This window comes from Candidatus Nealsonbacteria bacterium (genome assembly GCA_011050465.1).
Taxonomy (GTDB): Bacteria; Patescibacteriota; Minisyncoccia; order Minisyncoccales; family RBG-13-36-15; genus RBG-13-36-15.
Window position 1 is genome coordinate 65,027 of sequence record DRFQ01000009.1, and the last position, 25,514, is coordinate 90,540.

The 25,514-nt window shown below is 36.5% G+C and carries 29 protein-coding genes; 26 read left to right on the plus strand and 3 right to left on the minus strand.

The features are described 5' to 3' along the window. Positions 1-60 precede the first annotated feature (60 nt). From ENH66_02195 to ENH66_02305, 23 genes are all read left to right on the plus strand, one after another. A complete protein-coding gene (locus ENH66_02195) occupies positions 61-3,141 on the plus strand; it encodes a PD-(D/E)XK nuclease family protein (protein HDZ54490.1) in 3,081 nt (1,026 codons plus the stop codon). Between the two features lie 97 nt (positions 3,142-3,238). Continuing rightward, positions 3,239-4,429, plus strand: a complete 1,191-nt coding sequence (gene xseA / locus ENH66_02200) for an exodeoxyribonuclease VII large subunit (protein HDZ54491.1) — start codon at positions 3,239-3,241, stop codon at positions 4,427-4,429. Positions 4,430-4,433: 4 nt separating this feature from the next. Then, positions 4,434-4,676 (plus strand): hypothetical protein, encoded by a 243-nt coding sequence (locus ENH66_02205; GenBank protein HDZ54492.1) that lies wholly within the window; start codon positions 4,434-4,436, stop codon positions 4,674-4,676. A gap of 81 nt (positions 4,677-4,757) precedes the next feature. Then, positions 4,758-5,315 (plus strand): RNA polymerase sigma factor, encoded by a 558-nt coding sequence (locus tag ENH66_02210; GenBank protein ID HDZ54493.1) that lies wholly within the window; start codon positions 4,758-4,760, stop codon positions 5,313-5,315. A gap of 102 nt (positions 5,316-5,417) precedes the next feature. Then, complete coding sequence (locus ENH66_02215; protein HDZ54494.1) at positions 5,418-6,986, plus strand: hypothetical protein; 1,569 nt, start codon at positions 5,418-5,420, stop codon at positions 6,984-6,986. A 241-nt stretch (positions 6,987-7,227) separates the two neighbouring features. Next, complete coding sequence (locus ENH66_02220) at positions 7,228-7,485, plus strand: AtpZ/AtpI family protein (protein HDZ54495.1); 258 nt, start codon at positions 7,228-7,230, stop codon at positions 7,483-7,485. 4 nt (positions 7,486-7,489) lie between these two features. Then, entirely contained in the window at positions 7,490-8,227 is a 738-nt protein-coding gene (gene atpB / locus ENH66_02225; GenBank protein ID HDZ54496.1) for an ATP synthase F0 subunit A, read from the plus strand. Between the two features lie 88 nt (positions 8,228-8,315). Further along, a complete protein-coding gene (gene atpE / locus ENH66_02230) occupies positions 8,316-8,543 on the plus strand; it encodes an ATP synthase F0 subunit C (protein HDZ54497.1) in 228 nt (75 codons plus the stop codon). Between the two features lie 5 nt (positions 8,544-8,548). Further along, the gene (atpF, locus tag ENH66_02235) at positions 8,549-9,055 is read left to right on the plus strand and encodes an ATP synthase F0 subunit B (protein HDZ54498.1); all 507 of its coding nucleotides are present in this window, start codon (positions 8,549-8,551) and stop codon (positions 9,053-9,055) included. Then, positions 9,048-9,443, plus strand: a complete 396-nt coding sequence (atpH, locus tag ENH66_02240; GenBank protein ID HDZ54499.1) for an ATP synthase F1 subunit delta — start codon at positions 9,048-9,050, stop codon at positions 9,441-9,443. Before atpF ends, atpH begins: the two co-directional genes overlap by 8 nt. A 6-nt stretch (positions 9,444-9,449) precedes the next feature. Further along, on the plus strand, positions 9,450-10,988 hold the full coding sequence (locus ENH66_02245; protein HDZ54500.1) for a F0F1 ATP synthase subunit alpha: 1,539 nt from the start codon (positions 9,450-9,452) through the stop codon (positions 10,986-10,988). Between the two features lie 4 nt (positions 10,989-10,992). Then, positions 10,993-11,937, plus strand: coding sequence for an ATP synthase F1 subunit gamma (gene atpG, locus ENH66_02250; GenBank protein ID HDZ54501.1), 945 nt, complete (start codon positions 10,993-10,995; stop codon positions 11,935-11,937). Between the two features lie 2 nt (positions 11,938-11,939). Next, positions 11,940-13,316, plus strand: a complete 1,377-nt coding sequence (gene atpD / locus ENH66_02255; GenBank protein HDZ54502.1) for a F0F1 ATP synthase subunit beta — start codon at positions 11,940-11,942, stop codon at positions 13,314-13,316. Between the two features lie 3 nt (positions 13,317-13,319). Beyond that, complete coding sequence (atpC, locus tag ENH66_02260) at positions 13,320-13,559, plus strand: ATP synthase F1 subunit epsilon (protein HDZ54503.1); 240 nt, start codon at positions 13,320-13,322, stop codon at positions 13,557-13,559. 233 nt (positions 13,560-13,792) lie between these two features. Next, positions 13,793-14,398 (plus strand): peptidylprolyl isomerase, encoded by a 606-nt coding sequence (locus ENH66_02265; GenBank protein HDZ54504.1) that lies wholly within the window; start codon positions 13,793-13,795, stop codon positions 14,396-14,398. Between the two features lie 100 nt (positions 14,399-14,498). Next, on the plus strand, positions 14,499-15,209 hold the full coding sequence (locus ENH66_02270) for a UMP kinase (protein ID HDZ54505.1): 711 nt from the start codon (positions 14,499-14,501) through the stop codon (positions 15,207-15,209). A gap of 301 nt (positions 15,210-15,510) precedes the next feature. Then, the gene (locus tag ENH66_02275; GenBank protein ID HDZ54506.1) at positions 15,511-16,773 is read left to right on the plus strand and encodes an NAD(P)/FAD-dependent oxidoreductase; all 1,263 of its coding nucleotides are present in this window, start codon (positions 15,511-15,513) and stop codon (positions 16,771-16,773) included. 193 nt (positions 16,774-16,966) lie between these two features. Beyond that, complete coding sequence (locus ENH66_02280; protein ID HDZ54507.1) at positions 16,967-17,374, plus strand: hypothetical protein; 408 nt, start codon at positions 16,967-16,969, stop codon at positions 17,372-17,374. 145 nt (positions 17,375-17,519) lie between these two features. Then, a complete protein-coding gene (gene raiA, locus ENH66_02285) occupies positions 17,520-17,867 on the plus strand; it encodes a ribosome-associated translation inhibitor RaiA (protein HDZ54508.1) in 348 nt (115 codons plus the stop codon). 523 nt (positions 17,868-18,390) lie between these two features. Beyond that, the gene (locus ENH66_02290; GenBank protein HDZ54509.1) at positions 18,391-19,428 is read left to right on the plus strand and encodes a polyprenyl synthetase family protein; all 1,038 of its coding nucleotides are present in this window, start codon (positions 18,391-18,393) and stop codon (positions 19,426-19,428) included. A 26-nt stretch (positions 19,429-19,454) separates the two neighbouring features. After that, positions 19,455-19,898: a YjbQ family protein gene (locus tag ENH66_02295; GenBank protein ID HDZ54510.1), complete on the plus strand. Its 444-nt coding sequence runs from the start codon at positions 19,455-19,457 to the stop codon at positions 19,896-19,898. Between the two features lie 129 nt (positions 19,899-20,027). Next, positions 20,028-20,246, plus strand: a complete 219-nt coding sequence (locus tag ENH66_02300) for a hypothetical protein (protein HDZ54511.1) — start codon at positions 20,028-20,030, stop codon at positions 20,244-20,246. A gap of 245 nt (positions 20,247-20,491) precedes the next feature. Continuing rightward, a complete protein-coding gene (locus ENH66_02305; GenBank protein ID HDZ54512.1) occupies positions 20,492-20,713 on the plus strand; it encodes a hypothetical protein in 222 nt (73 codons plus the stop codon). On the opposite strand, the gene ENH66_02310 is transcribed toward ENH66_02305, so the two are convergent. The 3 genes from ENH66_02310 to ENH66_02320 are packed head-to-tail and all read right to left on the minus strand — an operon-like array spanning position 20,706 to position 22,014. Further along, positions 20,706-21,179 carry an NUDIX domain-containing protein gene (locus ENH66_02310; protein ID HDZ54513.1) on the minus strand — a complete coding sequence of 158 codons (474 nt, stop codon included), beginning with the start codon at positions 21,177-21,179 and terminating at the stop codon, positions 20,706-20,708. The two genes, ENH66_02305 and ENH66_02310, sit on opposite strands and share 8 nt — an antisense overlap. 34 nt (positions 21,180-21,213) lie before the next feature. After that, positions 21,214-21,846 (minus strand): transposase, encoded by a 633-nt coding sequence (locus tag ENH66_02315; protein HDZ54514.1) that lies wholly within the window; start codon positions 21,844-21,846, stop codon positions 21,214-21,216. A gap of 18 nt (positions 21,847-21,864) precedes the next feature. Beyond that, complete coding sequence (locus ENH66_02320; protein ID HDZ54515.1) at positions 21,865-22,014, minus strand: hypothetical protein; 150 nt, start codon at positions 22,012-22,014, stop codon at positions 21,865-21,867. Positions 22,015-22,277: 263 nt separating this feature from the next. On the opposite strand from ENH66_02320, the gene ENH66_02325 reads away from it, so the two are divergent. The 3 genes from ENH66_02325 (at position 22,278) to ENH66_02335 (ending at position 25,490) form a co-directional block, all read left to right on the plus strand. Continuing rightward, entirely contained in the window at positions 22,278-22,487 is a 210-nt protein-coding gene (locus ENH66_02325; GenBank protein ID HDZ54516.1) for a GNAT family N-acetyltransferase, read from the plus strand. A gap of 112 nt (positions 22,488-22,599) precedes the next feature. Continuing rightward, the gene (cofE, locus tag ENH66_02330) at positions 22,600-23,448 is read left to right on the plus strand and encodes a coenzyme F420-0:L-glutamate ligase (GenBank protein HDZ54517.1); all 849 of its coding nucleotides are present in this window, start codon (positions 22,600-22,602) and stop codon (positions 23,446-23,448) included. A gap of 308 nt (positions 23,449-23,756) precedes the next feature. Further along, positions 23,757-25,490, plus strand: a complete 1,734-nt coding sequence (locus tag ENH66_02335) for a glycosyltransferase (GenBank protein ID HDZ54518.1) — start codon at positions 23,757-23,759, stop codon at positions 25,488-25,490. The last annotated feature ends 24 nt before the right edge of the window (positions 25,491-25,514 follow it).

A 25,514-nucleotide genomic window follows, 5' to 3' on the forward strand; every position in this document is an offset into this window, starting at 1 on the left:
GGGGCTTTATGCGGGGTAAATTTTTTGGTAGAATCAAATAAAAGCCTCGAAAAAAAACTAATGCAGCTAGACTTAAAAAAACTAAACAAAGAGCAAAAAGAGGCGGTGATCCACAGCAAGGGGCCGCTTTTGATTGTGGCAGGATCTGGAACCGGGAAAACAACGGTGATTACCCAAAGGATTGCTTATTTGATTGAAAAGGGGATGGCCAAACCGGAAGAAATTTTAGCTGTTACCTTTACTGAGAAAGCGGCCGAAGAAATGGAGGAAAGGATTGATAGGCTTTTACCATACGGTTACGTTGATTTATGGATTTTAACTTTCCATTCTTTTTGCGAAAGAGTTTTAAGAGACCACGCTCTGGACATTGGTCTACCGGCCGATTTCAAGATTTTGGAACCGACGGCGGGATGGCTTTTGGTGCGTCAGAACCTGGACAAGTTTGAACTTGATTATTACAAGCCCCTGGGCAATCCGACTAAATTCATTCAGGCTTTAATTTCTCATTTTTCCCATTGCAAAGATCAGGAGATTTACCCCGAAGATTATTTGGAATACGCCGATAAATTAAAAACCAGAGACGATGTGCCGGAAACTCAAGAAACAGAAAGGATAAAGGAAGTGGCCAATGCCTTCCACGTTTATCAAAGATTGCTTCTGGAAAATAGCTCTTTAGACTTCGGAGATTTGATAAATTACTGTCTGAAGCTATTTAAAAAAAGGCCTTTGATTCTGAAAAAATACAGGGAAAAATTCAAATACATTTTAGTTGACGAATTTCAGGATACTAATTGGTCACAGTATGAATTGATAAAGATTTTGGCGGCGCCCAAAAACAATCTGACCGTCTGCGCTGATGACGACCAGGCGATTTACCGCTGGAGGGGGGCGTCTTTTGCCAATATTATCCAATTTATAAAGGATTTCCCGAAAGCAAAACAAATATCTTTGGTTAAAAATTACAGGTCTGCCCAGAATATCCTGGATTTGGCCTACAAATTTATAAAAGCCAACGATCCCGATCGGCTTGAATACGTGAATAAAATCAATAAAAAATTAATTGCAGACAATAAGGGGAAAGGAATAATTGAGCATATCCACGCCAAAAGTCTGGACGAGGAAGCCGGGAAAACAATCAGGAAAATCCTGGAAGTTTTAAAAAAAGATAAAGAGATAAATTACAATGATATTGCTATTTTAGTTAGGGCGAACAACGCGGCAAATTCTTTCACAAAAGCCCTGGAAAGAGCGGGTCTGCCCTATCAATTTTTGGCTTCAAAAGGGCTTTATGCAAAGCCCTGTGTTCTGGACGTTATTTCCTATTTCAAACTTTTGGACAATTACCACGAAAGCCCGGCGGTTTACAGGGTTCTGAATCTGCCCTTTTTGGGAATTCCCTACGATGATATAGTGAAGCTCACTCAATATGGCCACCGCAAAACAAAATCTCTTTACGAGGTGATGGAAGAGCTCCCTTTGGTTTCCGGGATATCTAAAAAAACGCAGAGAAAAACCGCTTTTATTCTGAGCTTGATTAAGAAACACATCGCCCTTTCGCGGGAGAAAGCGGTTTCGGAAATGCTGATAGCTTTTTTGAAAGATTCCGGCTATTTGAAATATCTGGTGGATAAAGACGATAAAGAGCAGATTGATATTCTCAACCAGTTCTACAAAAGAATAAAGAATTTTGAAGAAGCCGCGACAGAGCCAAATTTAAAGAATTTCATGGAAGAAATAACTTTTGAAATAGAATCGGGAGAAGAGGGGAAGCTTGAGTTTGATCCCAAACAGGGTCCGGATATGATAAAAGTGATGACCATTCACGGAGCCAAAGGTTTGGAGTTCAAATATGTCTTTTTGGTCAATATGGTGGACAAAAGATTCCCGACCATTGAAAGGAAAGATTTAATTGAGCTTCCCGAAGAATTGATTAAAGACATCAAGCCCGAGGGAGATGTCCATTTGCAGGAAGAAAGGAGGATTTGTTACGTGGCGATGACTAGGGCCAAAAAAGAGCTTTATTTCACTTCAGCCGAGGATTACGGCCTGGTGAGGAAAAAGAGATTGTCGCGATTTTTGATAGAAATGGGCTATAAAGATAAATCCGAAACCGACCGGACGCGAAACGGACTCCCCGGAGGGTTGCATTCGCCAGATCGAGCGAAGCGAGGGACTCCCCGGAGGGTTGCATCCAAAAACAGTTTGCTTGCGCCATCTTTCATTAAAACTGCCCCTTTCGCCGAAGTAGCTCTCGCCTCGCCGAAGCCTTCGGCGAAGCGCGGGTCGGCTACGAAGGGTAAAAGAAAAACAGGATCAGACTATCTTCCCGGACATTTTTCTTTTTCCCAACTGGCCGCTTTTGAAAAATGTCCCCTGCAGTACAAATTAAATTTTATTTTAAAAGTTCCCATCAAAGGCAAGGCTGTGTTCTCGTTCGGAAAAACAATGCACAACACTTTTTATAATTTTTTGAAATACGTAAACGAAAACAATAAAAACAATCAAGGCAATTTGTTTGGTTTTGCCGCCTCTTCCGCGAAAGAGGCGAGCCTCGCCCTTTCGGGGCGGGAAGATAGGTTGAGATTAAATGATCTGATGGAAATTTACGAAAAAAACTGGATTGATGAATGGTACGAAAATAAAAATCAAAAAGAAGAATACTACAAGCTCGGCAAGAAAATAGTTAAAGATTTTTACGAAGAATTTGTAAAAAATCCGCCGAAGATTTTAAAAATTGATAATACCCTTGCTTTAGAAATGCCGTTTAATTTGAAAATAGGAGGGCATACCTTATACGGCGTAATAGATAGAATTGATGAAACGGAAGGGGGAGTGGCGATTATTGATTACAAAACAGGAAATTCGAAAGAAAAATTGGTCTTGAGCGACAAGGAACAATTATTAATTTATCAAATAGCGGTTGAGGAGATTTTTAAAATAAAACCGAAAGAACTAATTTATTATTATTTGAACGACGGCAAGAAAGCGTCTTTCCTGGGTTCGGATAAGGAAAAAGGTCGTCTTAAAGAAAAAATCATTCAGGAGATCGAAGAAATAAAAAAGAGCGATTTTAAGGCAACGCCCGGCTGGCAATGCGGATTTTGCGACTTTAAAGATATCTGTGACTTCGCAGAAAGGTAAAATATTTATCCTAATCCAATAGATAAGATAAACTCCTTTAGAAATTATGAGAATAAAGAAAAAATTTAGAGAAAGCAAATTTCTAACGGGGTAAACCATGGAATTGTTTGTTGATAAAATTTTTTCAGTGTCGGAGTTTATCGCCCTTCTTAATATTGGGCTGAAAAGCTCCAAAGCGAAGATTATAGGGGAGGTTGGGGAAGCAAAGGCTGGACCGACAGGTCATGTTTATTTTACTTTGAAGGATGAAAATGACCAAAGTATAATGAAGTGTATAATCTGGAAATCAAGATATAATTTATATGACATAAAATTGCAAGAAGGGATGAAAATTATGGCTTACGGCTACCCCGAAATATATCCGCCTTCGGGAAGGTTGTCTTTTATAGCCGAAACGATTGAGCTGGCGGGGGAGGGCGGATTAAAAAAACAATACGACGAACTGAAGAAAAAACTGGAGAAAGAGGGTATTTTTGCCGAAGAGAAAAAGCGGCCCGTTCCAAGATACCCGCAGAGAATCGGAGTTATCACTTCTAAGCAGGGCGCGGTTATGGCCGATTTTCTTAATAATATAGGGAAATTCGGTTTTAAGATCAAAATGATTGATTCCCGGGTTGAAGGCCAAACAGCTACCAGAGATTTATTGGCGTCAATAAAAACGTTCAGAAAACAAGATATAGATGTTCTTGTCATAATCCGCGGAGGGGGATCATTGGAGTCGTTGATGCCGTTTAATAATGAATTATTGGTCAGGGAAGTGGCTAATTTCCCGGTTCCGGTAATCGCAGGCATCGGACACGACAAGGACGAGCCGCTTGTTGCCTTGGCGGCCGATGTTTCAGAATCCACCCCGACCGCCGCTGCCAATCTGCTTAACGAATCATGGGAACAAGCTCTGCTATTCTTGGAAAGATACGAAAGAAATATTATTGATCGCTATGAAATGATCTTAGACAATTACAAGGCGATTGAAAACGAATTAAAGATTTCCCTACGTAATTTTAAAAACGCTTTATTAAATGCTAAAATCAGCTTGAGAGACTCGTTGAATAAATCTTTGTCCGGATTCAGATCGTTATTATTGGCAGTTAATCAAAAGCTGGGACAGGCGGAAAAAGCTGTTTTTTTTAATAATCCGGAGCGCCAGATTCGTCTGGGATACAGCATTGCCAGTTGCGACGGAAAAATAGTCAGACGAACGGGAGATGTCAAGATCGGGAAAAATATAGACATTAAAGTAATAGACGGGAAAATTATTTCAGAAGTTAAAAATATAAACAAAAATTAAGATTATGGCTGCTAAAGAAAAATTAGATGCAAAAAATTTAAACAGCAACCTTAAACGTCTCGCCAAGATTACCGAGTGGTTTGACAATCAGGAGGAAATTGACGTTGAAGAAGGATTGAATAAAGTAAAAGAAGCGGTTGGGCTTATCAAAGTCAGCAAAGAAAGACTTAAAGCTATTGAAAACGAATTCGAGGAAATCAAAAAAGAGATAGATATTGAGGAGGAAGAAGAGAAAGAAAAACGTTAAATCGGAAGTTGAACTTTCGACATTCCACAGGTTATTACTCAAACTTAAGGTGACTGTCACCCGGGAGCGTAATATGGATTTATGGACTTAAAAGAAGAGAAAAAGCTCATTCAAAAAGCTAAGCAAAATCCAGAAGTTTTTGGTAGGCTTTACGAACAACATTATCCAAAGATTTTTGGCTATATTTTAAAAAGGACTGCCAATTTTGAAATTGCCCAGGATATAACTTCAGAGACGTTTTTTAAGGCCCTAAAAAAGCTCTGGCAGTTTCACTGGAAAAATATTCCATTTTCCTCTTGGCTTTATAGAATTGCCAACAATGAAATTGCTAATTACTTTAGGAAAAATAAGCATAAACCAGTTCCATTAGAGAGCATCCCAGAGCCATTTTCTACTTCAAATTCAAATCCTTCAGCTGATATTCTTGAAGCTGAAGAAGAATTAAAAAAGCACCAAGATTTTTTAGTGCTTCAGAAAGAGATTTCCAAATTGTCCGCTAAATATCAAGAAGTAATCATCTTAAGATTTTTTGATAAAAAACAGATTAAAGAAATCGCAGAAATTTTAGGGAAAAGAGAAGGAACAATAAAATCTTTACTCCATCGAGGTTTAGAGAAATTAAGACAATCTGTGGAATAAATGCAACTTTTTTAGATCCGACGCGTTTTATTAAAGAGTATGGAAGAATACTCGTTAAAGGTCGGAAAATAAGAAGTTGTATTGCCTGAAGTATTCGGGGTTATGAAAAAAGAAGAATTAGAGAAAAAATTAGAAAATATTAATTTACCTCACATTGAGATTCAAAGCCATCAACAAAGGCTAAAAATGGCTTTGCTTAACTCTGGATATTTTAAGGAAAAAATTATTATGTCTTGGACTAAAAAATTAGTTCCCGCTGGAATTGTTCTGGCTTTAGTCGTAGTTTTAGGCGTTACCGTCGTTAACCCAAAACTAATAGAAGCTAAAGCAATGGCAATAGCCAAAAATGATCCCCAAATTCAGAAAATAATGAAAGAAACAGGAGCCGCTATAAGAGAAGTTAAGATAAAAGAAGGTAAGGGTTATGTGCTGTTTACTCTCCCCGAGGATAGATTACCTTTATCTTTAGAAGAGGTAGCAATTAAAAGTGAGAAAGGTGAAATGGAATTTTTCGTTGGCACATTGGTTCTGGTAGACCTTAAAGAAAAAAGAGTAGACAACGTAGAGATACTTACGGAAAGCACTATTCACAGCGTTCAGCTAACAGACGAGGAAAAGGCAAAGGTAATTGGGATTGCGAAAAACGATCTTAATGTTCAGGAAATGATCGGTGAAATTACAAGTACCGACGTTGAGATAAATGTTAAGCCAACACAACTATCAAGACTCTTTCTAGAAGAATATGCCGATGGATTCAGGGTATCTTCATGGCTACAGGAGGAAAAGAAAGCAAATGTGGTTCTTAAGATCAGTGGACAAGAGGAACAAAAGGTAATCACAGTGAATCTTACTCAGGAAAAAGTAGAGAGTACAATGTCTATCGGTACAATTAGACCCATTATTAGAGAAATTGGAAAAATTCCTCCTTGCGGTCTTTCTTTAGGAGGTGTTGATATAGTTTTTGGGGACATTAATCTAGATGGATATATAAGCAAGGCGGATTCTCAGCTTATCTTGGAGTATGTTGTTGGAAAACAGACCTTGACCTGGGAACAATTAAAAAGAGCTGATGTAGATGGTAATAAAGATATAGACAGCGTGGATGCCATGTTTATCTTGCAGTATGCGCAAGGACTTAGAAAGACATTCCCTGTGTGTGAGGTTAAAGAAATAGTACCACAACCACTACCACTACCACAACCACCAATAACCCGTAGAGTACCACCCTGCGGTTCTTTTGGAGACGTTGACAAAGATGGTTTTGTCACGGACAAAGACTCGAACTTAGTATTAAGTCATGTTGTTGGAGATGTAGAATTGACAGAGGACCAGAAAAAGAGAGCTGATGTAGACAACGATGGAAAGATAACCTCTGTAGACGCCCTCTTTATATCGCAGTATATCAAAGGATTAAAAGATACTTTCCCGGTATGCAGCAAAAAACCCGTCTGTTCGGGTCTCGGAGATGTTGATAACGATGGTTTCATAACGGCCATAGGAGATTCTCAGTTAGTTTTGAAGTTTGATGTTGGGCTTGTTAGATTAACTGACGAGCAGAAAAGAAGAGCAGATGTTAATGGGGACGGAAACGTAAACAGCGTAGATGCTATGCTTATCTTGCGGTCTGCACAAGGAATGGGGGACGATTTATGGGTTTGTAAAAAATGGTAAGTATTTCCAGCTAGAAATATTGAAAAACCCAAAAGCCCGTGTCGAACGCGGGTTTTTGGGTACTTTGCCCGGATTTTATTTCGGGAATTCTGAATTTTCTTGATTTATTTTTTAAACTATGCTACAATTCTTTTCTGAAGGGTAAAAATGTCCGAAAATAACAATAATATAGACAGTGATCATCTATTCGCTAACATAAAAAGTCTAAGCTTGAGGTTAAGTTTAGTTTTTTTATTATTCCATAGTTGTGAACCAAAAAAGAGAAAAAGATAAAAAAGAGAGAGCGATTTTTCTGAAAACCCTTAGCTTAGCCTGGGAATTGGGATATATTATTGTCATACCGCTTGTAATATTAGCTGCAGGTGGTCGGTTCTTGGATAATAAATATGACACTTCGCCGATTTTCTTAATGTCAGGTATTCTTTTGTCGATATTGGTTTCCGGGATATTAGTTTTTAAAAAAGCTAAAAGAATTTTAGAAGACATTTCGAATCAGTAAAAATATGAATATTTCTTTTTTTCCTGAAAGTTTAATAAAAATTCAAGGATGGCCGATAACAAATACCTTAATAATGGCCTGGTTGGCCATGACGTTCTTGATTGTATTTAGTGGTTTTGTTACCAGGAGATTAAGAGAGGTGCCGGGAAAAGTCCAATGTTTAGTGGAGGTGTTCATTGAGGAGATGGTGTCTTTTATGACAACCGTTACCGGAGATAAAGAGAAAACAAAAAGGTTCTTCCCTCTGGTGGTTACTTTTTTTCTCTTTATATTAATTTCAAACTGGATGGGAATCCTGCCAGGAGTTGGTTCGGTGGGTATCAAAGCAGTCCATGAACAACAAGAAACAATTATTCCATTATTGAGGTCAACGAACAGTGACCTCAATATGACTTTGGCCTTGGGGATTCTTTCTGTGATTGCCGTGCAAATTTTCGGGATTATAACGGTAGGGTTTTTCAAGCATGCTTCACATTTTATTTCTTTTAAAAGCCCTATTGATTTTTTTACCGGAATTCTAGAGATTATTTCCGAAATGGCGAAAATTATTTCTTTCTCTTTCCGTCTTTTTGGCAATATTTTTGCCGGAGAAGTTCTTATAACATCAATGTTTTTCTTAGTTCCCTTATTTGTTCCTCTGCCGTTTTTATTCCTTGAAATATTTGTCGGATTTATTCAAGCTCTTGTTTTTTCAATGTTAACACTGGTTTTTTTGACGGTCGCCACCAGCAAAAATCATTAATAATTAATTAAAGTAAAGTTTTAATTTTATAAATAAGTTAGTTGTTCTTTAAAGAACCTATTTCAGAAAATTAAAACTATAAAAGATTATGGAAACAGAAGCAGTGAAAGCATTAGCGTCAGCTCTTGCAATCGGTTTGGGGGCCATGATGCCAGGATTGAGTATTGGTATTTTGGCAGGTAAAGCCATGGAGGCAATCGGTAGAAATCCGGAAGCTGCCCCCAAGATTCAAACAGCGATGATTTTAGCGATCGCTTTTACCGAAGCTATCGCAATTTACGCTTTGGTTATTGCTATAATTATTAAGTTCGCTTAATTTAAATGGGAGATTTATTCGGTAAACTTGGCATTGATTGGAAACTGCTTTTATTCCAAGTGGTTAATTTTCTTATTTTACTTTTCCTTCTGAAGAAATTTCTATATAAACCGATTTTGAATCTTTTGGAAAAAAGACAAACAAAGATTCGAGATGGACTGAAAAAGGCCGAAGAATCTGAAAGAGAATGGCAGAAAATTAAGAAGATTAAAGAAAAAGAAACGATGAAGGCTGAAGAAAAAGCAGTCCAAATCATAGCAAAAGCAAGGCAAAGCGCCGAAGCAAAAGAAAAAGAAATTTTAGAGAATACCAGCTTGAAGACAGAAAAAATGATCGAAGAGGCAAAAATTAATATTTCTATGGAAAGAGAGAAGATAACGGATGAGATAAAAAAAGAGATGGCAAAATATATAATTTTAGCCGCAGGAAAAGTTTTGGGAAGAACATTAAAAGAAGAAGATGAGAAAAAAATAGCCGAAGAAACGCTAAATGCTTTAAACAAAAATGCCTAATAAAATTATTCCAAAACAATACGCTGTTTTGCTTTATGAAATAACTAAAGATTTAAGAAAAACTGAAATTAAGGAGAAAATTTCTAAATTCGTTGGATTTTTAGTTAAGAATAATCATTTAAGCTTGGTCGATAAAATAATCGGAGAATTCAAAACTTATACAAAAAAACAGGAAGGAGTTCAAGAAGTTGAACTGGTATCAGCAAGGCCAATAGGTATTAAAATTCGTCAGCGGTTAATAAATATTCTAAACAGGGAAAACAAGATTGAGTTAAAAGAAAAGATAGATCCTGGATTATTGGGCGGAATGGTCATAAAAATCGGAGACACAATGATAGACGGCAGTATCAGGAGAAGATTAAGTATACTGAGCGATAAATTAAAATAAATAATAATGGATAAAAATTATATAATCGAAACATTAAAAAATCAGTTAGAGGGGTATAAGCCAAAAACCGAAGTGGCAAATATCGGGAATGTTATAAAGATAGGGGATGGGATAGCCACTGTTTCCGGGCTCTCTAACGTTATGGCGGCCGAAATGCTTGAGTTCGTAACAAAAGAAGGAAGCGTTTTTGGCATGGCTTTAAACCTTGAAGAAGATCAGGTTGGCGCAATGATTTTAGGTGACTTTAGTAAGATTAAAAATGGTGATTTGGTAAAAAGTACAGGTAGAGTTTTATCAGTTCCGGTAAATCGTTCACTCATCGGCAGAGTCATAAATCCTTTAGGAGAACCGGTTGATGAGAAAGGCCCCATTCCTTCAACTAATATTGAATATTATCCAATTGAAAGAAAAGCTTTTGGCATAGTCGAAAGAGAACCGGTAAACACTCCGATTCATACCGGCATTAAGGCTATTGATTCAATGATTCCGATCGGAAGGGGACAGCGAGAATTGATTATCGGCGATAGACAGATTGGAAAAACAGCCCTTGTGGTTGATACGATTACAAACCAGATTCAAGATACAAAATACAGAACTCCTATTTGTATTTATGTGGCTATCGGCCAGAAAGAATCTAAGGTTGTAAAAATTGTCGAAGAATTAAAGGCCAGAGGAGCCATGGATTATACAATAGTTATTTCGGCTCCAGCTTCTAGTCCAGCCGCTCTGTGGTTTATTGCTCCTTATGCCGGCTGCGCTATCGGCGAATACTTTATGGATAAAGGCGAAGATGCCCTGGTAATTTATGATGATTTAACAAAACATGCCTGGGCATACCGACAGATTTCATTGCTTTTAAGAAGACCGCCCGGTAGAGAAGCTTATCCTGGAGATGTCTTTTATTTGCATTCAAGGTTATTAGAAAGAGCGGCTAAGCTTAACAAAAAACATGGAGGAGGGTCTTTAACTGCATTGCCGATAATCGAGACCCAGCTTGGCGATATCTCTTCTTATATTCCGACAAATGCTATTTCAATTACTGATGGCCAGATTTATCTGGAATCTGAGCTTTTCTATCACGGCATAAGGCCTGCTCTAAATGTTGGACTTTCTGTTTCTCGTGTGGGTTCTTCGGCTCAGACTAAAGCAATGAAGAAAGTATCTTCTAAGTTAAGGTTGGAACTTGCCCAGTTTAAAGAGCTTCAAGCCTTTGTTCGATTCGCGTCAGAACTTGATGAACCCACTAGAAAGAGAATCGAGAGAGGACAGCGACTGACAGAAATTCTAAAACAGCCTCAATATGCACCAGTTCCTTTTGAAAAGCAGGTTTGTCTAATATATGCGGGTGTCAACGGCTATTTAGATATTCTTCCTTTAGAGAAAATAAAAGATTTTGAAGACAAATTATTTCGCTATCTCGAAGATCGTCATCAGCAGGATATTTTAGATAAAATTAGAGAGACGTCTGATTTATCAGAGGAGGTAGAGAGCAAGCTTAAAGAAGCAATTCAATTTCAAGTTAATGAATTAATAAAAACAGGGTAAATTAATGCTTAGTCCCCGTGATATAAAAAGAAAAATAAAATCAGTTGGAAACACAAAACAGATTACAAAAGCCATGGAGATGGTTTCTGCTGCAAAAATGCGAAGAAGTCAGCAAGTAGCTTTACAATCACGGCCTTATTGCGAAAGTGCTTTAGAGCTTCTTGGCAATTTGAGTTGGAGGGCAGGTTATAAATATCATCCGTTGTTGGTAACGAGACCAATAAAGAAAAAGGTTCTTATAGTAATTACCAGTGATAAAGGTTTATGCGGAGGATTAAATTCTAATGTTTTAAAAAAATCCTTGAGGTATCTCGAGGAGAATTCAGATAAATCAGATAAAAGGGTAGATATTATTACTATTGGCAGGAAAGCTCGTGATTATTTAGCCTGGCGTGGATATAATATTCGAGCTGAATTTACCAAGATTGGAGACTTAGTAAAAGTAGAAGATACTGCCCACATAGCCGCATTAATAATGGATTTATATAAAGAAGAAGAATACGATTTAATTGCGGCGATTTACACAAATTTTATTTCAACCTTAAAACAGGAGGTAGTTCTTAGGCAAGTTTTACCAATCAGCATCGAAGGAATAAAAGAAATCGTATCTGGAATCGTTCCTAAACAAGGGAGATACGCTGAATTAGAAGATAATAAAAAGACGATTAAAGAAACTTCTTTCTGGAATTATGAGTATAAACTTGAACCTTCAGCGAAAGAAGTTTTAAATGAATTATTGCCCGGACTTTTAAAGATTCAGATTTATCATATGATTTTAGAAGCCAATGCTTCTGAGCATTCAGCTCGAATGGTGGCAATGAAAAATGCTTCTGAGAATGCAGAAAAGTTGATTAATGAACTTGCGATTATTTATAATAAGCTTCGTCAATCGGCTATAACCAAAGAAATATCTGAAATTACAGCCGGCAGAGAAGCGCTTAACGTATAAATATGGCTAATATAGGAAGAATTACACAAGTTATAGGCCCGGTTATCGACGCAGAATTTTCAGAGAATCTCCCTGAAATTTATAATGCTTTAGAAGTGAAAAAGAAAGATAATCGAAAGTTGATTTTTGAAGTTGCTCAACATATCGGAGCTAATCAGGTGAGAGCAATTGCCCTGGATTCTACAGATGGATTGAAAAGAGGAGAAAAAATTACAGATACAGATTCTCCCATAAAAGTGCCGGTTGGCAATGGAGTTTTAGGAAGAATGTTTAATCTTTTAGGTGAACCGATTGATGAGCAAGGCCCGGTCAAAACAGAGAAACCCAAGTTTTATTCAATTCATCGTAAGCCGCCTTCTTATAATGAACAATCAACCAAAACAGAAATTTTCGAAACAGGAATTAAAGTTATTGATTTAATTTGCCCATTTATTAAAGGCGGCAAGATTGGTCTTTTCGGAGGCGCCGGTGTAGGAAAAACTGTTTTATTACAGGAACTTATTCGTAACACAGCAATTGAGCACGGCGGTTACTCAATTTTTGCCGGAATAGGCGAAAGGACAAGAGAAGGTAATGATCTTTATCGGGAAATGAAGGAATCCGGAGTTTTGGCAAAAACTGCTTTAGTTTTTGCCCAGATGAATGAAGTTCCGGGAGCCAGATTAAGAGTTGGTTTTTCAGCACTCAGTATGGCCGAATATTTCAGAGACGAACAGGGTAAAGATATATTGTTATTTATTGACAATATTTTCCGATTTACCCAGGCAGGTTCTGAGGTTTCAGTCCTTTTGGGTAGAATGCCTTCTGCCGTAGGATATCAGCCAACTTTAGGAACTGAAATGGGTGAATTACAAGAAAGAATAGCTTCAACCAAGAAAGGTTCTATTACTTCGGTTCAAGCGATTTATGTGCCGGCAGATGACATTACTGATCCTGCTCCTGCAACTGCTTTTGCTCACTTAGATTCAACGATTGTTTTATCCCGTGAATTATCAGAACTCGGAATTTATCCTGCCATTGATCCCTTAGATTCAGGTTCCACTGCTTTAGACCCAAGAATAGTGGGACAGGAACACTACAAAGTTGCTCGTGAAGTCCAAAGAGTGCTGCAGCGTTATAAGGACTTGCAGGACATTATCGCCATTTTAGGAATGGAAGAGCTGTCAGAGGATGATAAACTAATTGTAAATCGAGCCAGAAAGATTCAAAGGTTTTTATCTCAGCCTTTTTCTGTGGCCGAGGCTTTCACTGGAAGGCCGGGTAAATATGTATCTCTTCGGGATACGATCGCAGGTTTCAAAGAGATTCTCGAAGGAAGGCATGATCAGAAAGATGAGCAGGTTTTTTACATGAAAGGTGACATTAAGGAAGCGGTTTAATTTATGTTCCCATTGTTCATTATTGCTTTAGATAAAGTCTTATTTGAGGGAAAAACCAACTCTGTAACTCTTCCCGGTTCAGAGGGGGAATTAACTATTCTAAAAAATCATATACCGTTAATTACTCCATTAAAGAAAGGTAATATTAAACTCAAAACCAAGAAAGAAGAATTGAATTTTAGAATCAACGGTGGCGTCCTTGAGGTTAAACCCGAAAAAGTAGTAGTTTTAACAATTCCTTAAAAAATCAGACAGGTTCGAGTCCTACCACTGGAACCATTTTCAGTTGTTAGTAGATAGTTTTTAGTTGTTAGTTAACTTTGTTAATCGCCAACCTGTCCGTCTATGGAGGAGAAGGCTGTTTTTTGCTAAGATTAAGTTATAAACAAGAAGAAAATTATTGAAAATATTAGAAGCTATAAAAGAAAACGATAATCTTTATTTAAGCTGCCTTAAAAGTGTATCGGAAGTAAAATATGAATAAAATCTATATTTTTTTTATATTAATAATTTTAATTTTGGGGGGTTATTTTTTCATTGTCCAAAATAGGGGAGAGGAATCCATGGACCGTAATATTATAACTCCGCTCGACACTAATATGATTGCGACAATGCAGACTAATTTTGGTGAGATTAAATTAGAGCTTTTCTCGTCTGATGCGCCAAAAACAGTCGAGAATTTCATTAAGCTTGCTGAGTCAGGTTTTTATGATGGCGTAAAATTCCACCGAGTGATTAAAGGGTTTATGATTCAAGGTGGCGATCCTCTCAGTAAAGACAATGCTTTGAAAGATAGATGGGGAACAGGGGGGCCCGGCTATACTTTCTCAGATGAAATCCACTCAAAGAACCGTAATGTTGTAGGCACCATTTCCATGGCCAATGCTGGACCAAACACAAATGGCAGTCAGTTTTTTATCAATACTAATGATAATAACAGTCTCGATAACAAGCATACTGTTTTCGGTAAAGTAATAACAGGGATTGATATCGTTGAAAATATTGAAAATGTAGCCACAGAAGGTCCGGACCGTCCGGTCGATGATGTAATTATCGAAAGTATTAAGATAACAAGCAACTAAGCACGGTGCTGAACCAGCCCCGAACTAGAACGAAGTTCAGTTCGGGGCTTTATGCGGGGTAAAGTTTTTGGTAAGATAGAAAGCAAAATTTTATTCTAATATGAATCAGAGAAAAAAAAGAAAATTTATTATTGCTTTGGGTGGATCAATTGCCTTTCCGGAAAAAATAAATACTTCCTTTCTTCGGAAGTTTTATCTGTTTATAAAAAAAGAAATTAAAAAAGGTAATAAATTTATTATTGTGTGCGGAGGAGGGAAGATTACCAGAAAATATCAGAAGGCTGCTTCAAACATAACGAAAGTTTTAGATGAGGACAAGGATTGGCTGGGAATTCATGCTACTCGCCTCAATGCCCATTTTTTAAGAACATTATTTAGAAAGGAAAGTAATGAGGTTGTTTTTGACAATCGCTTTAAGCTTAAAGGGTTCGGAAGATACTCAATAATAATTGGATCTGGGTGGGAGCCAGGTTGGTCAACTGATTTTGTTGCTATTCAAATTGCCGGAGATTTTAAGATTGACCATGTTATAATTTTAGGGAAACCCGCCTATGTTTACACCGCTGATTTTGAAAAAGACAGGAAAGCACGACCTATTAAGAGATTGACCTGGAAAGATTATTGTCAACTTATTCCTTCTGACTGGAAGCCGGGCCTTAATACTCCGGTTGATCCTATGGCAGCAAGGCTGGCGGAGAGAAAAAATATTAAGGTTATTGTGGCCAATGGGAAAGATTTAAATAATCTGGGAAAGATTTTAAAAGGCGAGGAATTCGAAGGAACTATTTTATCTCGGCAGTCAGATATATAAAAAAATTAAAACCAAATAAGTCTATGGATATTTTTGACATCATTTTGATTGGCTTAATTATTAGCCTGTTCATATTTCCTAAATTTATTTGTGAGATATATTATAAACTTTGGAGCAGGATCCCGCTTGTTAGAAAATTTTATAATAGAAAGACTTGTATTCTGTGTTTTAGAATAGAAGGGATAATTCTCTCAATTATTTTGTTGTTTAAATCGTTATAAATAAATCCATTCCAAATCGCCAAGAGGGCCTCGCCCGTAGGGCTATGGCTGAGAGCGGTTTTTTGATACAGTAAATTAATATGAAATACGACGTGGCAGTGATTGGAGGAGGTCCTGCCGGGATGATTGCGGCAGGAAGAGCAGGCGAGACAGGAGCCCGCGTTATTATAATTGAAAAAAATAATATTTTAGGCAAAAAACTTTTAATTACCGGAAAGGGCAGGTGCAACATCACTCAAGCCAAATTTGATGGCAAGGATTTAGCTGATAAATTTGGAAGAGAGGGCAGGTTTTTATTGTATGGATTTTCTGTTTTTGGGCCCAAACAAGTTGTTGATTTTTTTGAAAATTTAAAACTGAAAACAAAAATAGAAAGGGGTGGAAGAATTTTTCCAAAAAGCGACAAAGCGAGTGATGTTTTGCAGGTCTTGAGAAGCCGTCTGATTAAAAACGGAGTCAAAATATTAGCGGGCAAAACGGTTAAAAAAATTATTAAAAAGAATAATAAAATAGGAGCTATTGTTTTAGAGAACGGAGAAGAAATTACTGCTGATAAATATATTATTGCAACCGGAGGAAAGTCATATCCAACCCTCGGATCTAGCGGAAACGGCTTTGGGTGGGCAGAAGATTTGGGACATACAATCGTAGAATTAAAGCCGGCATTGACTCCAATAAAAATAAAAGAAAGATGGCCGAAGCAGGCGCAGGGATTAAGTTTAAAAAATGTTTTAATAATCGTTTATCAAAACAATAAAAAGCAGGATAGTAGATTTGGAGAATTGCTTTTTGCTCATTTTGGAATAACCGGCCCGATTATTTTGGATGTCAGTAAAAAAGTTGGAGAGCTTTTAAATCCGCCGGCAGCCAGAGGAAAAGTTAAGATGACCCTGGATTTAAAACCAGCATTGGATTTTGAAAAACTAGACAAGAGATTGCAAAGAGATTTTATAAAATTTAAAAAGAAATTATTCAAGAATTCTTTGAATGATTTGCTTCCGAAAAAGCTTATAAATATTATCGTGAAGCTGTCTGGTATTGATGAAAATAAATTAGTTGATGAAATCACAAAAAACGAACGCCATAAATTAGTAAAATTACTAAAAGGAATGGAAATGACACCTGTGGAATTATTAGGATTTGATAAAGCAATAATCACTTCCGGGGGAGTTTCTTTAAAGGAAGTAGACGCTAAAACAATGAAATCCAAAATAATCGATAATTTATATTTTGCAGGCGAAATACTTAATCTTGATGGGCCTACGGGAGGGTATAATTTGCAGGTTTGTTGGAGTACGGGATATGTTGCAGGGAATTCCGCAACCAAGTTCTCTCGGCCGTAGGCCTATGGGCAAGGCGGACGGATACAGTAACTTTATTCAAGGTCCCTAGTCAGCGTAGTATTGAGGCCGACCGAGAGGCCTAATTGATAGAATAGCAGACACAAAAATCGCCAACCTGTCCGTTTGTGGAGGAGAATGTTTTCTCCGCCGTAACGCTATGAAGGCGGGTGGTTTTTTAGTATAATAAGGGAATATGGAAGAGAAAGAATCTTTAAAAATTATAGAGCCAAACCCCAAGCCCATTCGTTTATTTTTCTTTTGGGCCGGAATAATCGCCACCATCGCATATAGAATAATTATTATATTAAATTTGTATAGTCCTCTGTGGGTAAAGATTGCCTGGTATATTGGCACCATTGGCTTTATTCTTTATTTTGGCCATCGTTTTAATATTGCCAGGAAAAAGGCAAAATTGATTCAAGATTATAAGCTGGTTGAAGCTATAGATAATTCTGATATTGATCCGCAAAAGAAGCTAGCCCTTCATTATCTGGCCAAAACCACGGTAACCTCAAAATCAAGATGGAACGCAGGAATTATCTTCATCTTCTCTTTTATAGCTTTACTCATAGGTATTTTCATGGATATCTATGGTATTTAAATGAACAATCTTCTAATTTTGTCGCACCAGAGCTGAGCACGGTGCTGGACCAGTCCCGAACTGAACTTCGTTCTAATCCGGGGCTTTATGCGGGGTAAATTTTTTGGTATAATGCAATAATGAAGCAAACAAGATAAAAACAAATATGAAATTTTCTCTTAAAACAACCAATTTAGAATTAACTCCTGATCTTTCCAGTCATATTGAGACAACGATGAACAGTTTGGATAAATTTATTGAGAATGCGGATTCAGTTGTCCGGGCCTGGGTGGAGATTGGTCGAATTTCTCAACACCATAGATCGGGAAAAATCTATCGAGCTGAAGTTCAGGTTCATTTACTCGGAAAATCAGTGCGTTCCGAAGCAGTAGCAAAGACAATTTTCCAGGCCATTAATGAGGTGAAAGACGAATTGCAGCGGGAATTAAAACAATATAAAGGAAAAAAAATAGCCGAACGAAAAAGAGGAGGCAGAAGAAATTTAAAAAAGTAATTAAAGGAAGAATTCATGGGCAATAAAACAATTCAAAAATTTAAAAAGCCAGGTAAACGACCAATTATTAAACGCTTAATGCCTCGACGTAAGCCCTCTCGGCTCAAAGGAAAAGTGCAGAACGTTGGCATTAAACCGGTTCAGAAAAAGAAAAAAAGATAAAGCTTATAAAATGAAAAGCCCATCGCTGGGACGTAAAGTGCCCCGTGGGGACCACGTCCCTTTACGGGGCATTTTTTATTTCAGATTGATGAACTATTTCCAATCCCTATTTGAGCGCGGTCTACTCCGAGTTTACCTGTGGTGAGCTTGTGGAATCCATCGGAGGGTTCGGAGAGACTGAGCCGGGTCAGTCGACATTGAATCAATCTAGAGCCACCGCCCGAGAGCTGTCAGCCTTGGGTTTTGCTATTCTGATTTTAATAAATAAGAGGATGGCTAAGGCCAAACCTCTTTTTTGTTTGTCTTGAGGCGGAAAGAATAGTAAAATAGTAGAAAGATATAAAGACCAAGCAGATTTAAAATGTCCTCTAATTTTAAAAAAGAAAAATTAAAATTAATTTTACTCAAAATGTCAAAGTTGGTTGAACCGACAATCAGAGAGCTTTTATCTTCCCGTCTTGATAAGAAAACTCAAGAGATCTCTAATTATCAAATTTTGACTGGTGGGAAGAGATTAAGGCCAGCCCTAGCAATAATATCCTGCCAATTACTTGGCGGAAAGGTAAAAGACGTTTTATATCCGGCAGCCAGCTTGGAAATTCTCCACAATTATACTTTAATTGTTGATGATATGATAGATAATGGTGTTTTAAGAAGGGGAAGACCTACACTTTGGGTAAAATTTGGGCAATCTATTGCTCAATGTATAACCATCGATTATGCAGCCTTTCTCTTTCAAGGAGCAATAAGGTCAAGAGAGCCAATTAAAATTTCTGAGCTTTTAGCTGAGACAATACAAAAACTGGTAGATGGTGAAATTTTAGATATTTTATTTGAGCAGACAGGGAGAACTGAAGAGCCATATGTGGCAAAGAACAGATATAAAAAAATCACTGAAAAAGATTATTTAAAGATGGTCAGCAATAAAACAGCTTCTTTATTCCAGACCAGCTGTGAGATAGGTGGAATTTGCGCTGGGGCTAAAAAAGAAAAGATAAATGCACTCAAAAAATACGGATTTAATTTAGGGATGGCTTTTCAAATTCAAGATGATATTTTAGATATCTTTGGAGAAGAAAAAGCTTTTGGCAAAAAAGTAGGTAAGGACATTGAAGAAAGAAAAGGAGGAAACATAATCATTCTCTTTACATTAAAAGAGTTAAATTCGATTAATAAAAAGAAACTCTTAAAAATATTAAGAAAAAAAGGCAAAATAACTAAAAGAGATATCAAAGAAACGATAAGCTTAATTAAAAAAACTAATAGTTATCAAAAAGCCTCTTCTTTAGGAATAAGCTTCTCTCAAAGAGCTAAAAATGCTTTGAGAAATTTGCCTCAAAATGAATGGAATATTATCTTAAAGAACCTGGCAGATTTTACTGTTGTGAGAGAAAAATAAATTAAATTGTGTTCAAATATAGTATTATGAAGACTGCCCATAAAACAATTGAATACCAAACCAAAGGCCTATTTGATTTTATTGATATCACCGATGAAGTAAAAACCTTTCTAAAAGAAAGCGAAATTAAAAATGGCCTTATTAATATCCAAACCCTTCATACTACGGTTGGCCTCATCCTTAATGAAAACGAACCCCTGTTAATTGAAGATATCAAAGCCCATTTAGAAAGAATCGCTCCCACTACCTTAAAATATAATCACGATGACTTCGGCAGAAGGACAGTAAATATATGTGATGATGAATGTATTAATGGCCATTCTCACTGCAAAGCCATTCATTTGCCGGTTAATCTCACTTTAAACCTTATTAATGGAGAAATTCAGCTTGGCCAATGGCAGAGAATTTTATTCGTTGAGCTGGATAAAGCTAGAAAAAGAAAAGTCCAAATTCAGATTATGGGAGAGTAAAGAATAGATATTATTACGATTTTCCGCCCCGGCTTCGCCGGGGCGGGTTTATTTTTAATGATTTTTGGTGCCTTTGGCGAAGCTTTATTTGTCTTAAACCGAAAATGGTAGTAAAATAGTAGAAAGATTATGGATTTCCAAGAAATTCAAAAAAAAGTTGTTGAGAACGTTTTCAATTATGGTAAAAAATACAATGTTGAGATTGACGAGGACTTTGTATTATTTAAGCTATATGAAGAAGTAGGGGAGTTGGCACAGTCCGTTTTAATCCACAGAAAGAAGTGTAGGCCCGAGAAATACCTTTCAGATGAAAAATCAAAAGAAGAATTAGCACACTGTTTAATTTAGCAGTAAGATATAGCGAATATTGGTTGGACGGAAATTCTAATAAGGTTGCGGAACAAAATACTTTTTTTGACGCAACCCCGGCCCCAGTCATAGTAAATTTTAACGATCTTTGGGAGACATTTAAAAGGATATATTCGAAAAACAGATCCGTTTATAAAAAAGTATTTAAAAATAATGTATTTAAAAAATTGGAAATTCTATACCACACAAATGAAAAAAATGTGAACTTTGACATAAAATTATGGGTGCTAATTTTATCAACCTATCTTTATGCTTATAAAAATGCGAACGCTCAATCAAGGAAAAGGCTGATAGATTCTCTGCCGGCTCTTTATTTAGGCAGAATCTCTTGCTTTGTTTTAGAAACTTCATCTATGAACAAAAATCAAGTTGAGAAAAAAATTATTAATGATCTTAAATATTTTAAAAACGAAAAAGAAAAATTGAGAACGCTCTGGATTAAATAAATTTAATCACGTTAAGCGGATAACTCACGTTTTTTGAGAGATCTTCTAGTATTTGATAGGTAGCTTTTGATCTTAGCTTCTTATGATTTGCAAGTTTTTGAATTTCCTCGAGACTCAACCAATTGACCCTAAGCACATCTTTTGCAAATTTCCCCTTTTTCCCCGAAGTTAATTTCCCTAAAAAATTAAATCGAACTGTCAACCCAGGCATATCGTCCCAATAAAAATAATATATATTTATAAGACTTTCTATTTGGCAATCATATCCGGTCTCTTCTTTTGTTTCTCTGACAGCAGCATCAAGAAGATTCTCGTTTAACATGACTTTTCCTGAGGGAAAATTCCAAAGATTTCTTACTTCCTTTTTCGCCTCTTTGATTAATGCATATTTACCGTCTTTCTGGATAGCGACAGAGCATATAATATTAACTATTTTTGATTGGTTTAAGATAGATCTTTTTTCCATTTTTTGTTTTAGATACACACTTTTGGCGGTTTGGTTAGTTAATAATTTTAAGCATTTGATTCGGCGTCTTTCCGTTAAGTCCGCAATGTTTTGTGTCGTTGTATTCCATATTCCACAATCTTAATTTGTATCTTAGATCTTCGAAAGATTTAAATTCAGTTTCATCATAGAATTTCTCTTGATCTTCTCTGTGAGATCTCTCTACAAAACTGTTCTGCCGGGGTTTGCCCGGGTCAATCAAATGGTGGGGTATGCCCAATTCCTGGCAGAGTATATCGAAGGGGTGCAGCCTCGGGTTTAAAGGGTCTGTGCTTTTATTATATCCTGTATACCTGTTGGTGAAACAAGAAGTATTATCTGTCTTAATTGCTTTAATTTCAAAGTTGGCAATGGCTATTAGTTCTCTCAAAAACCTTATCGCGCTGAGATTGGAAGCATCCTCGTATGCTTGCAAATACCTCCACCTTGAGCCGCAATCTATGGCTGTAAATTGATAATATCTCTGCCCTTTTATCTTATCTGGAACATATTTTACATCAATCTTTACCAGCTCACCCTTCTTTAAAGGAATTCTAACATATTTGTATTTAATCTTCCTTGTCCTGTATTTTCTGGTCAGTCCTTCATTTTTAATTATCTTCTGGATAGTTTGGTAATGTATGTTTATTCCTTCTTCCCCTAAGTCTCACTGCACTTTCAAGGCGCATTGCTTTTTCTCTTTTCTCAATTCAATAATTCTTTCCTTTATCCTGATGGGCGTTTCTTTGGGATTTGTTTTGGGCCTTGTAGATTTCGGTTCCAATCCCTCCTCTCCGTATATCTTGTAGTTATGCAGCCACCTTTCTAATGTTCTTTTAGCGGTAGGGACACATTTTGGCGGCGTTCGTAATGCTTACTTCTTTGTTCAAAATGGGCAATATCCATCTTAACCGTTTCTCTTTAATTGTTTTGGCCATATTTACACACATATACCGAAACTATATCAGCTTCGGTAAAACCCGCCATATGTGTATATACATTACCATATTCTCTTGAAGAATAACATTTATTGTGATATAACCTTTAAAAACTTAGATGTATTATAAACCAAACTGATGAATAGTCAAAATATCTGTTGCTTTTATAGAAAAGAAATATCAACGCTTAGGAATAGGAAAGGAGATGGCTAATAACTTAACGGATTGGTTTAAAAAAAATAAGACAAGTTACATAAAGATTTCAGTTCATGTAAAGAATAAAGTGGGTGAAAGCTTTTGGAGAAAAATTGGATTTAAAGATTTTATGAGATCAATGAATTTAAAAATATAAAAGAGGATCTAGATTTTCTAGTTTCCAAGTACTTAATCCCCGGTACTAGTCAGCGCAGTATCGAGGCCGACCGAGAGGCCTTCGATTTGAGTCTTATCCCTGAAGGCTAAATTTGACAAAATTACAACGAAACGATATAATTATGGCAGTTCATCGAAAAAAAGGAGGTGTAAGAATGGAAAAGGGTATGTACCGTGTAACGTTTACGGCAATACCGGGAATTCCTCTAATTCAAGAAAGAGATGATCTTGGTAGTATTATCGTAGAATGTGCGAAATCAGCGGGACTGAAGTTTCAGGACAAAGACATTTTAGTCGTGACTTCAAAAATTGTTTCGAAAGCAGAGAATAGACTGATTTCTTTGAAAACCGTCCAACCCTCAAGGAGAGCACATAGGGTAGCAGAAATCAGCGGTAAAGATCCGAAAATCGTTGAGCTGATGATGAAAGAAGGGAATTTCTTAGAGGTCAGGCACGGTGTAATTGTAACAGTTCATCGTCTCGGATTTATCTGCACGAGTGCCGGCATTGATAAAGCAAATACTGGTTATCCAGAAGAAGAGCTTGTCAGTATGCTCCCAGAGAATCCTGATAAGAGCGCAGGGAGAATACGAAAGAAAATCGAAGAACTAACTGGTAAAAAGATTGGAGTCTTAATTAATGATTCCCTTGGTGTGCAGTATCGAAATGGCTCCATTGGGATGACGGTAGGACTTTCCGGGTTTCCTGCCCTTCTAAGAAGTAGTTCAGGTAAAGACCTCTATCAAAAAAAACGAAATATATGTATCTCGTTTGCCGATGAGATTGCTGCTGCCGCCTCGCTTCTTATGGGACAGGGCAATGTCGGTATACCGGTAGTACTAGCGAGGGGGTTAAGGTATCCAAGGAAAAGCGGACATCTCAGAGACCTTATTGCTGCCGAGCAGATTAAGAATGGTCTAAAAAAGAAAAAGGGCGTCTGAAAATTGTAAGATGCCCTCTTTTTATTCTTATTTATAGAATGGATGCGGTTTGAGTTGAACTCAGATAATATGCCCCTGGCTTGCTCCTTTGTTGACATAGATTTTTAACCATTTTATAATAAAAAAGACATCTCTGGAAGAAATTGATAGGGCAGAAATTTCTTATGGTTTATATAGGAAGCAATAAAACCGAATAAGTGGTCTAACTTTATGTATTATTTTGCTAAGATGAAAATACAAATTAAACGGATCGACATAGCGCCCAAAGGGGCGTTTTATACTATTATCAGCAATTTGGATAAAAGTTTATGAGACTCTACTTAGTCCGCCATGGACAAACAATCGAAAATATAAAAAAAATAACCATGGGCCAAAAACATGGTAAACTTACTTATACTGGGATTAAACAAGCAGAGCTTTTAGGAAAGCAATTAAAAGGTTATGATTTTGACATTATATACTGCTCTGATTTAAAAAGAGCTTCTGACACTCTAAAGAGAGTAAAAAAATATCTACCCAAAATACCGGTGATTTATACGAAAGATTTAAGAGAAACAAAATTGGGTGAACTTGAGGGAAAAAGATGGGATAAAATTTCTATGGAAGATATCCCCGGAGATTTCATGACCAGAAAAGCTAAGGGGGGAGAATCGCTTCAAGGGGTTAAAAAGAGGATAAATAGGTTTATAAATCTGCTGAACAAAAATCATGCCAATGATAAAGTTTTAATCGTTACCCATGCAGGTACAATAAAGATGTTTTTATCCATCTTGCAAAAAATTCCAGTTAAGAAAATTTTTAAGACAGTTGATTTAAAAAATACAAGCATTTGTGAAATAGAAGTAACTCCTAGTGAAACTAAAGTTTACTATATAAACAAGACAGATCATCTAAACAACAAAAAAATAGATATCATTGTTGGGTTACCTTCGTACAACGAGGAAGATTCTATTAGAAAGGTTTTAGAAACCATTGATAAAGGGTTAAAAAAGTTCTATGATCCGCACAAATGCTTAATTGTAAATTTCGATAGTGGTAGTAAAGATGATACTAAATCTGTTTTTTTGAATACAGAAACAACTTGTCTAAAAAAGTATTATAATACCGGCAGAAGATCTCGCGGAAAAGGCATAAATCTTATCAAACTGTTTAATCTCTGTGTGGAGTTAGATGCAGAATATATAGCTACTATTGACAGTGATATATACACAATAAATGAAAACTGGCCGAGACTTCTCTTGCAGCCATTGATAAAAAAGAAGTGTGATTATGTTGTGCCAGTCTATACCCGTAATAGATTTGAGGGTAGTAACACCAACCACTTAACTTATCCTTTGATCTACGCCATATTCGGAGTTAAGATTAGGCAGCCCATAGGGGGTGATTTTGGATTAAGTAAAAAATTTTGTAAATTTTTATTAAAACAGCCATTAATAGAATCAACCCTAAAATATGGTATAGATATCTTTATGACCTGCCATGCTGTCGGTGGAGGATTCAAAATAGCAGAATCTTATCTAGGGAGAAAATTTCATAAACAAAGTTTTCCTAAAATAGTGCCAATGTCTAAACAAATATTATCCTCAGCAATACATACAACCAAGATTTATCAAAGTAAAAAGAGAAAAGCCAAACCTGAAATAATTAAAAGTAGAAGAAGAATAAATATTGATCGACTAAGTATGTATTCTCACAAAAGAAAAGTTCCCACATTATTAAAACGAATGAAATTTGAATTTATTAAAAATGAAAAAGATTATCAAAAACTTCTGGGTAATTCTTTTGTACCCATATCTGAAGTGATAAGAAGTGGAAAACCTATTATATCGGATAAACATTGGACTACAGCCTTATCGCTATTTTTAAAATATTGCTATAAAAGGAATTTTGACGAGAAGTTAATTCCTTATATTACTAATTTAGTAATACCAATTTTTATTTGGCGTGTAATATCGTTTTGGGTAAAAATTGAAAAAGAAAAGCCACAAAAGATTGAGGCTATGATAGAAAAACAAGCTGAATTATTAAAACGCAAACTTTAAAATTAAAATTTTTTTAAAAATGTA

Bases quoted from the DNA above. Each gene is read 5' to 3' on its own strand.
- ENH66_02195 (HDZ54490.1), top strand. From the start codon at position 61: ATGCAGCTAGACTTAAAAAAACTAAACAAAGAGCAAAAAGAGGCGGTG.
- xseA (HDZ54491.1), top strand. From the start codon at position 3,239: ATGGAATTGTTTGTTGATAAAATTTTTTCAGTGTCGGAGTTTATCGCC.
- ENH66_02205 (HDZ54492.1), top strand. From the start codon at position 4,434: ATGGCTGCTAAAGAAAAATTAGATGCAAAAAATTTAAACAGCAACCTT.
- ENH66_02210 (HDZ54493.1), top strand. From the start codon at position 4,758: ATGGACTTAAAAGAAGAGAAAAAGCTCATTCAAAAAGCTAAGCAAAAT.
- ENH66_02215 (HDZ54494.1), top strand. From the start codon at position 5,418: ATGAAAAAAGAAGAATTAGAGAAAAAATTAGAAAATATTAATTTACCT.
- atpB (HDZ54496.1), top strand. From the start codon at position 7,490: ATGAATATTTCTTTTTTTCCTGAAAGTTTAATAAAAATTCAAGGATGG.
- atpE (HDZ54497.1), top strand. From the start codon at position 8,316: ATGGAAACAGAAGCAGTGAAAGCATTAGCGTCAGCTCTTGCAATCGGT.
- atpF (HDZ54498.1), top strand. From the start codon at position 8,549: ATGGGAGATTTATTCGGTAAACTTGGCATTGATTGGAAACTGCTTTTA.
- atpH (HDZ54499.1), top strand. From the start codon at position 9,048: ATGCCTAATAAAATTATTCCAAAACAATACGCTGTTTTGCTTTATGAA.
- ENH66_02245 (HDZ54500.1), top strand. From the start codon at position 9,450: ATGGATAAAAATTATATAATCGAAACATTAAAAAATCAGTTAGAGGGG.
- atpG (HDZ54501.1), top strand. From the start codon at position 10,993: ATGCTTAGTCCCCGTGATATAAAAAGAAAAATAAAATCAGTTGGAAAC.
- atpD (HDZ54502.1), top strand. From the start codon at position 11,940: ATGGCTAATATAGGAAGAATTACACAAGTTATAGGCCCGGTTATCGAC.
- atpC (HDZ54503.1), top strand. From the start codon at position 13,320: ATGTTCCCATTGTTCATTATTGCTTTAGATAAAGTCTTATTTGAGGGA.
- ENH66_02265 (HDZ54504.1), top strand. From the start codon at position 13,793: ATGAATAAAATCTATATTTTTTTTATATTAATAATTTTAATTTTGGGG.
- ENH66_02270 (HDZ54505.1), top strand. From the start codon at position 14,499: ATGAATCAGAGAAAAAAAAGAAAATTTATTATTGCTTTGGGTGGATCA.
- ENH66_02275 (HDZ54506.1), top strand. From the start codon at position 15,511: ATGAAATACGACGTGGCAGTGATTGGAGGAGGTCCTGCCGGGATGATT.
- ENH66_02280 (HDZ54507.1), top strand. From the start codon at position 16,967: ATGGAAGAGAAAGAATCTTTAAAAATTATAGAGCCAAACCCCAAGCCC.
- raiA (HDZ54508.1), top strand. From the start codon at position 17,520: ATGAAATTTTCTCTTAAAACAACCAATTTAGAATTAACTCCTGATCTT.
- ENH66_02290 (HDZ54509.1), top strand. From the start codon at position 18,391: ATGTCCTCTAATTTTAAAAAAGAAAAATTAAAATTAATTTTACTCAAA.
- ENH66_02295 (HDZ54510.1), top strand. From the start codon at position 19,455: ATGAAGACTGCCCATAAAACAATTGAATACCAAACCAAAGGCCTATTT.
- ENH66_02300 (HDZ54511.1), top strand. From the start codon at position 20,028: ATGGATTTCCAAGAAATTCAAAAAAAAGTTGTTGAGAACGTTTTCAAT.
- ENH66_02310 (HDZ54513.1), bottom strand. From the start codon at position 21,179: ATGGAAAAAAGATCTATCTTAAACCAATCAAAAATAGTTAATATTATA.
- ENH66_02335 (HDZ54518.1), top strand. From the start codon at position 23,757: ATGAGACTCTACTTAGTCCGCCATGGACAAACAATCGAAAATATAAAA.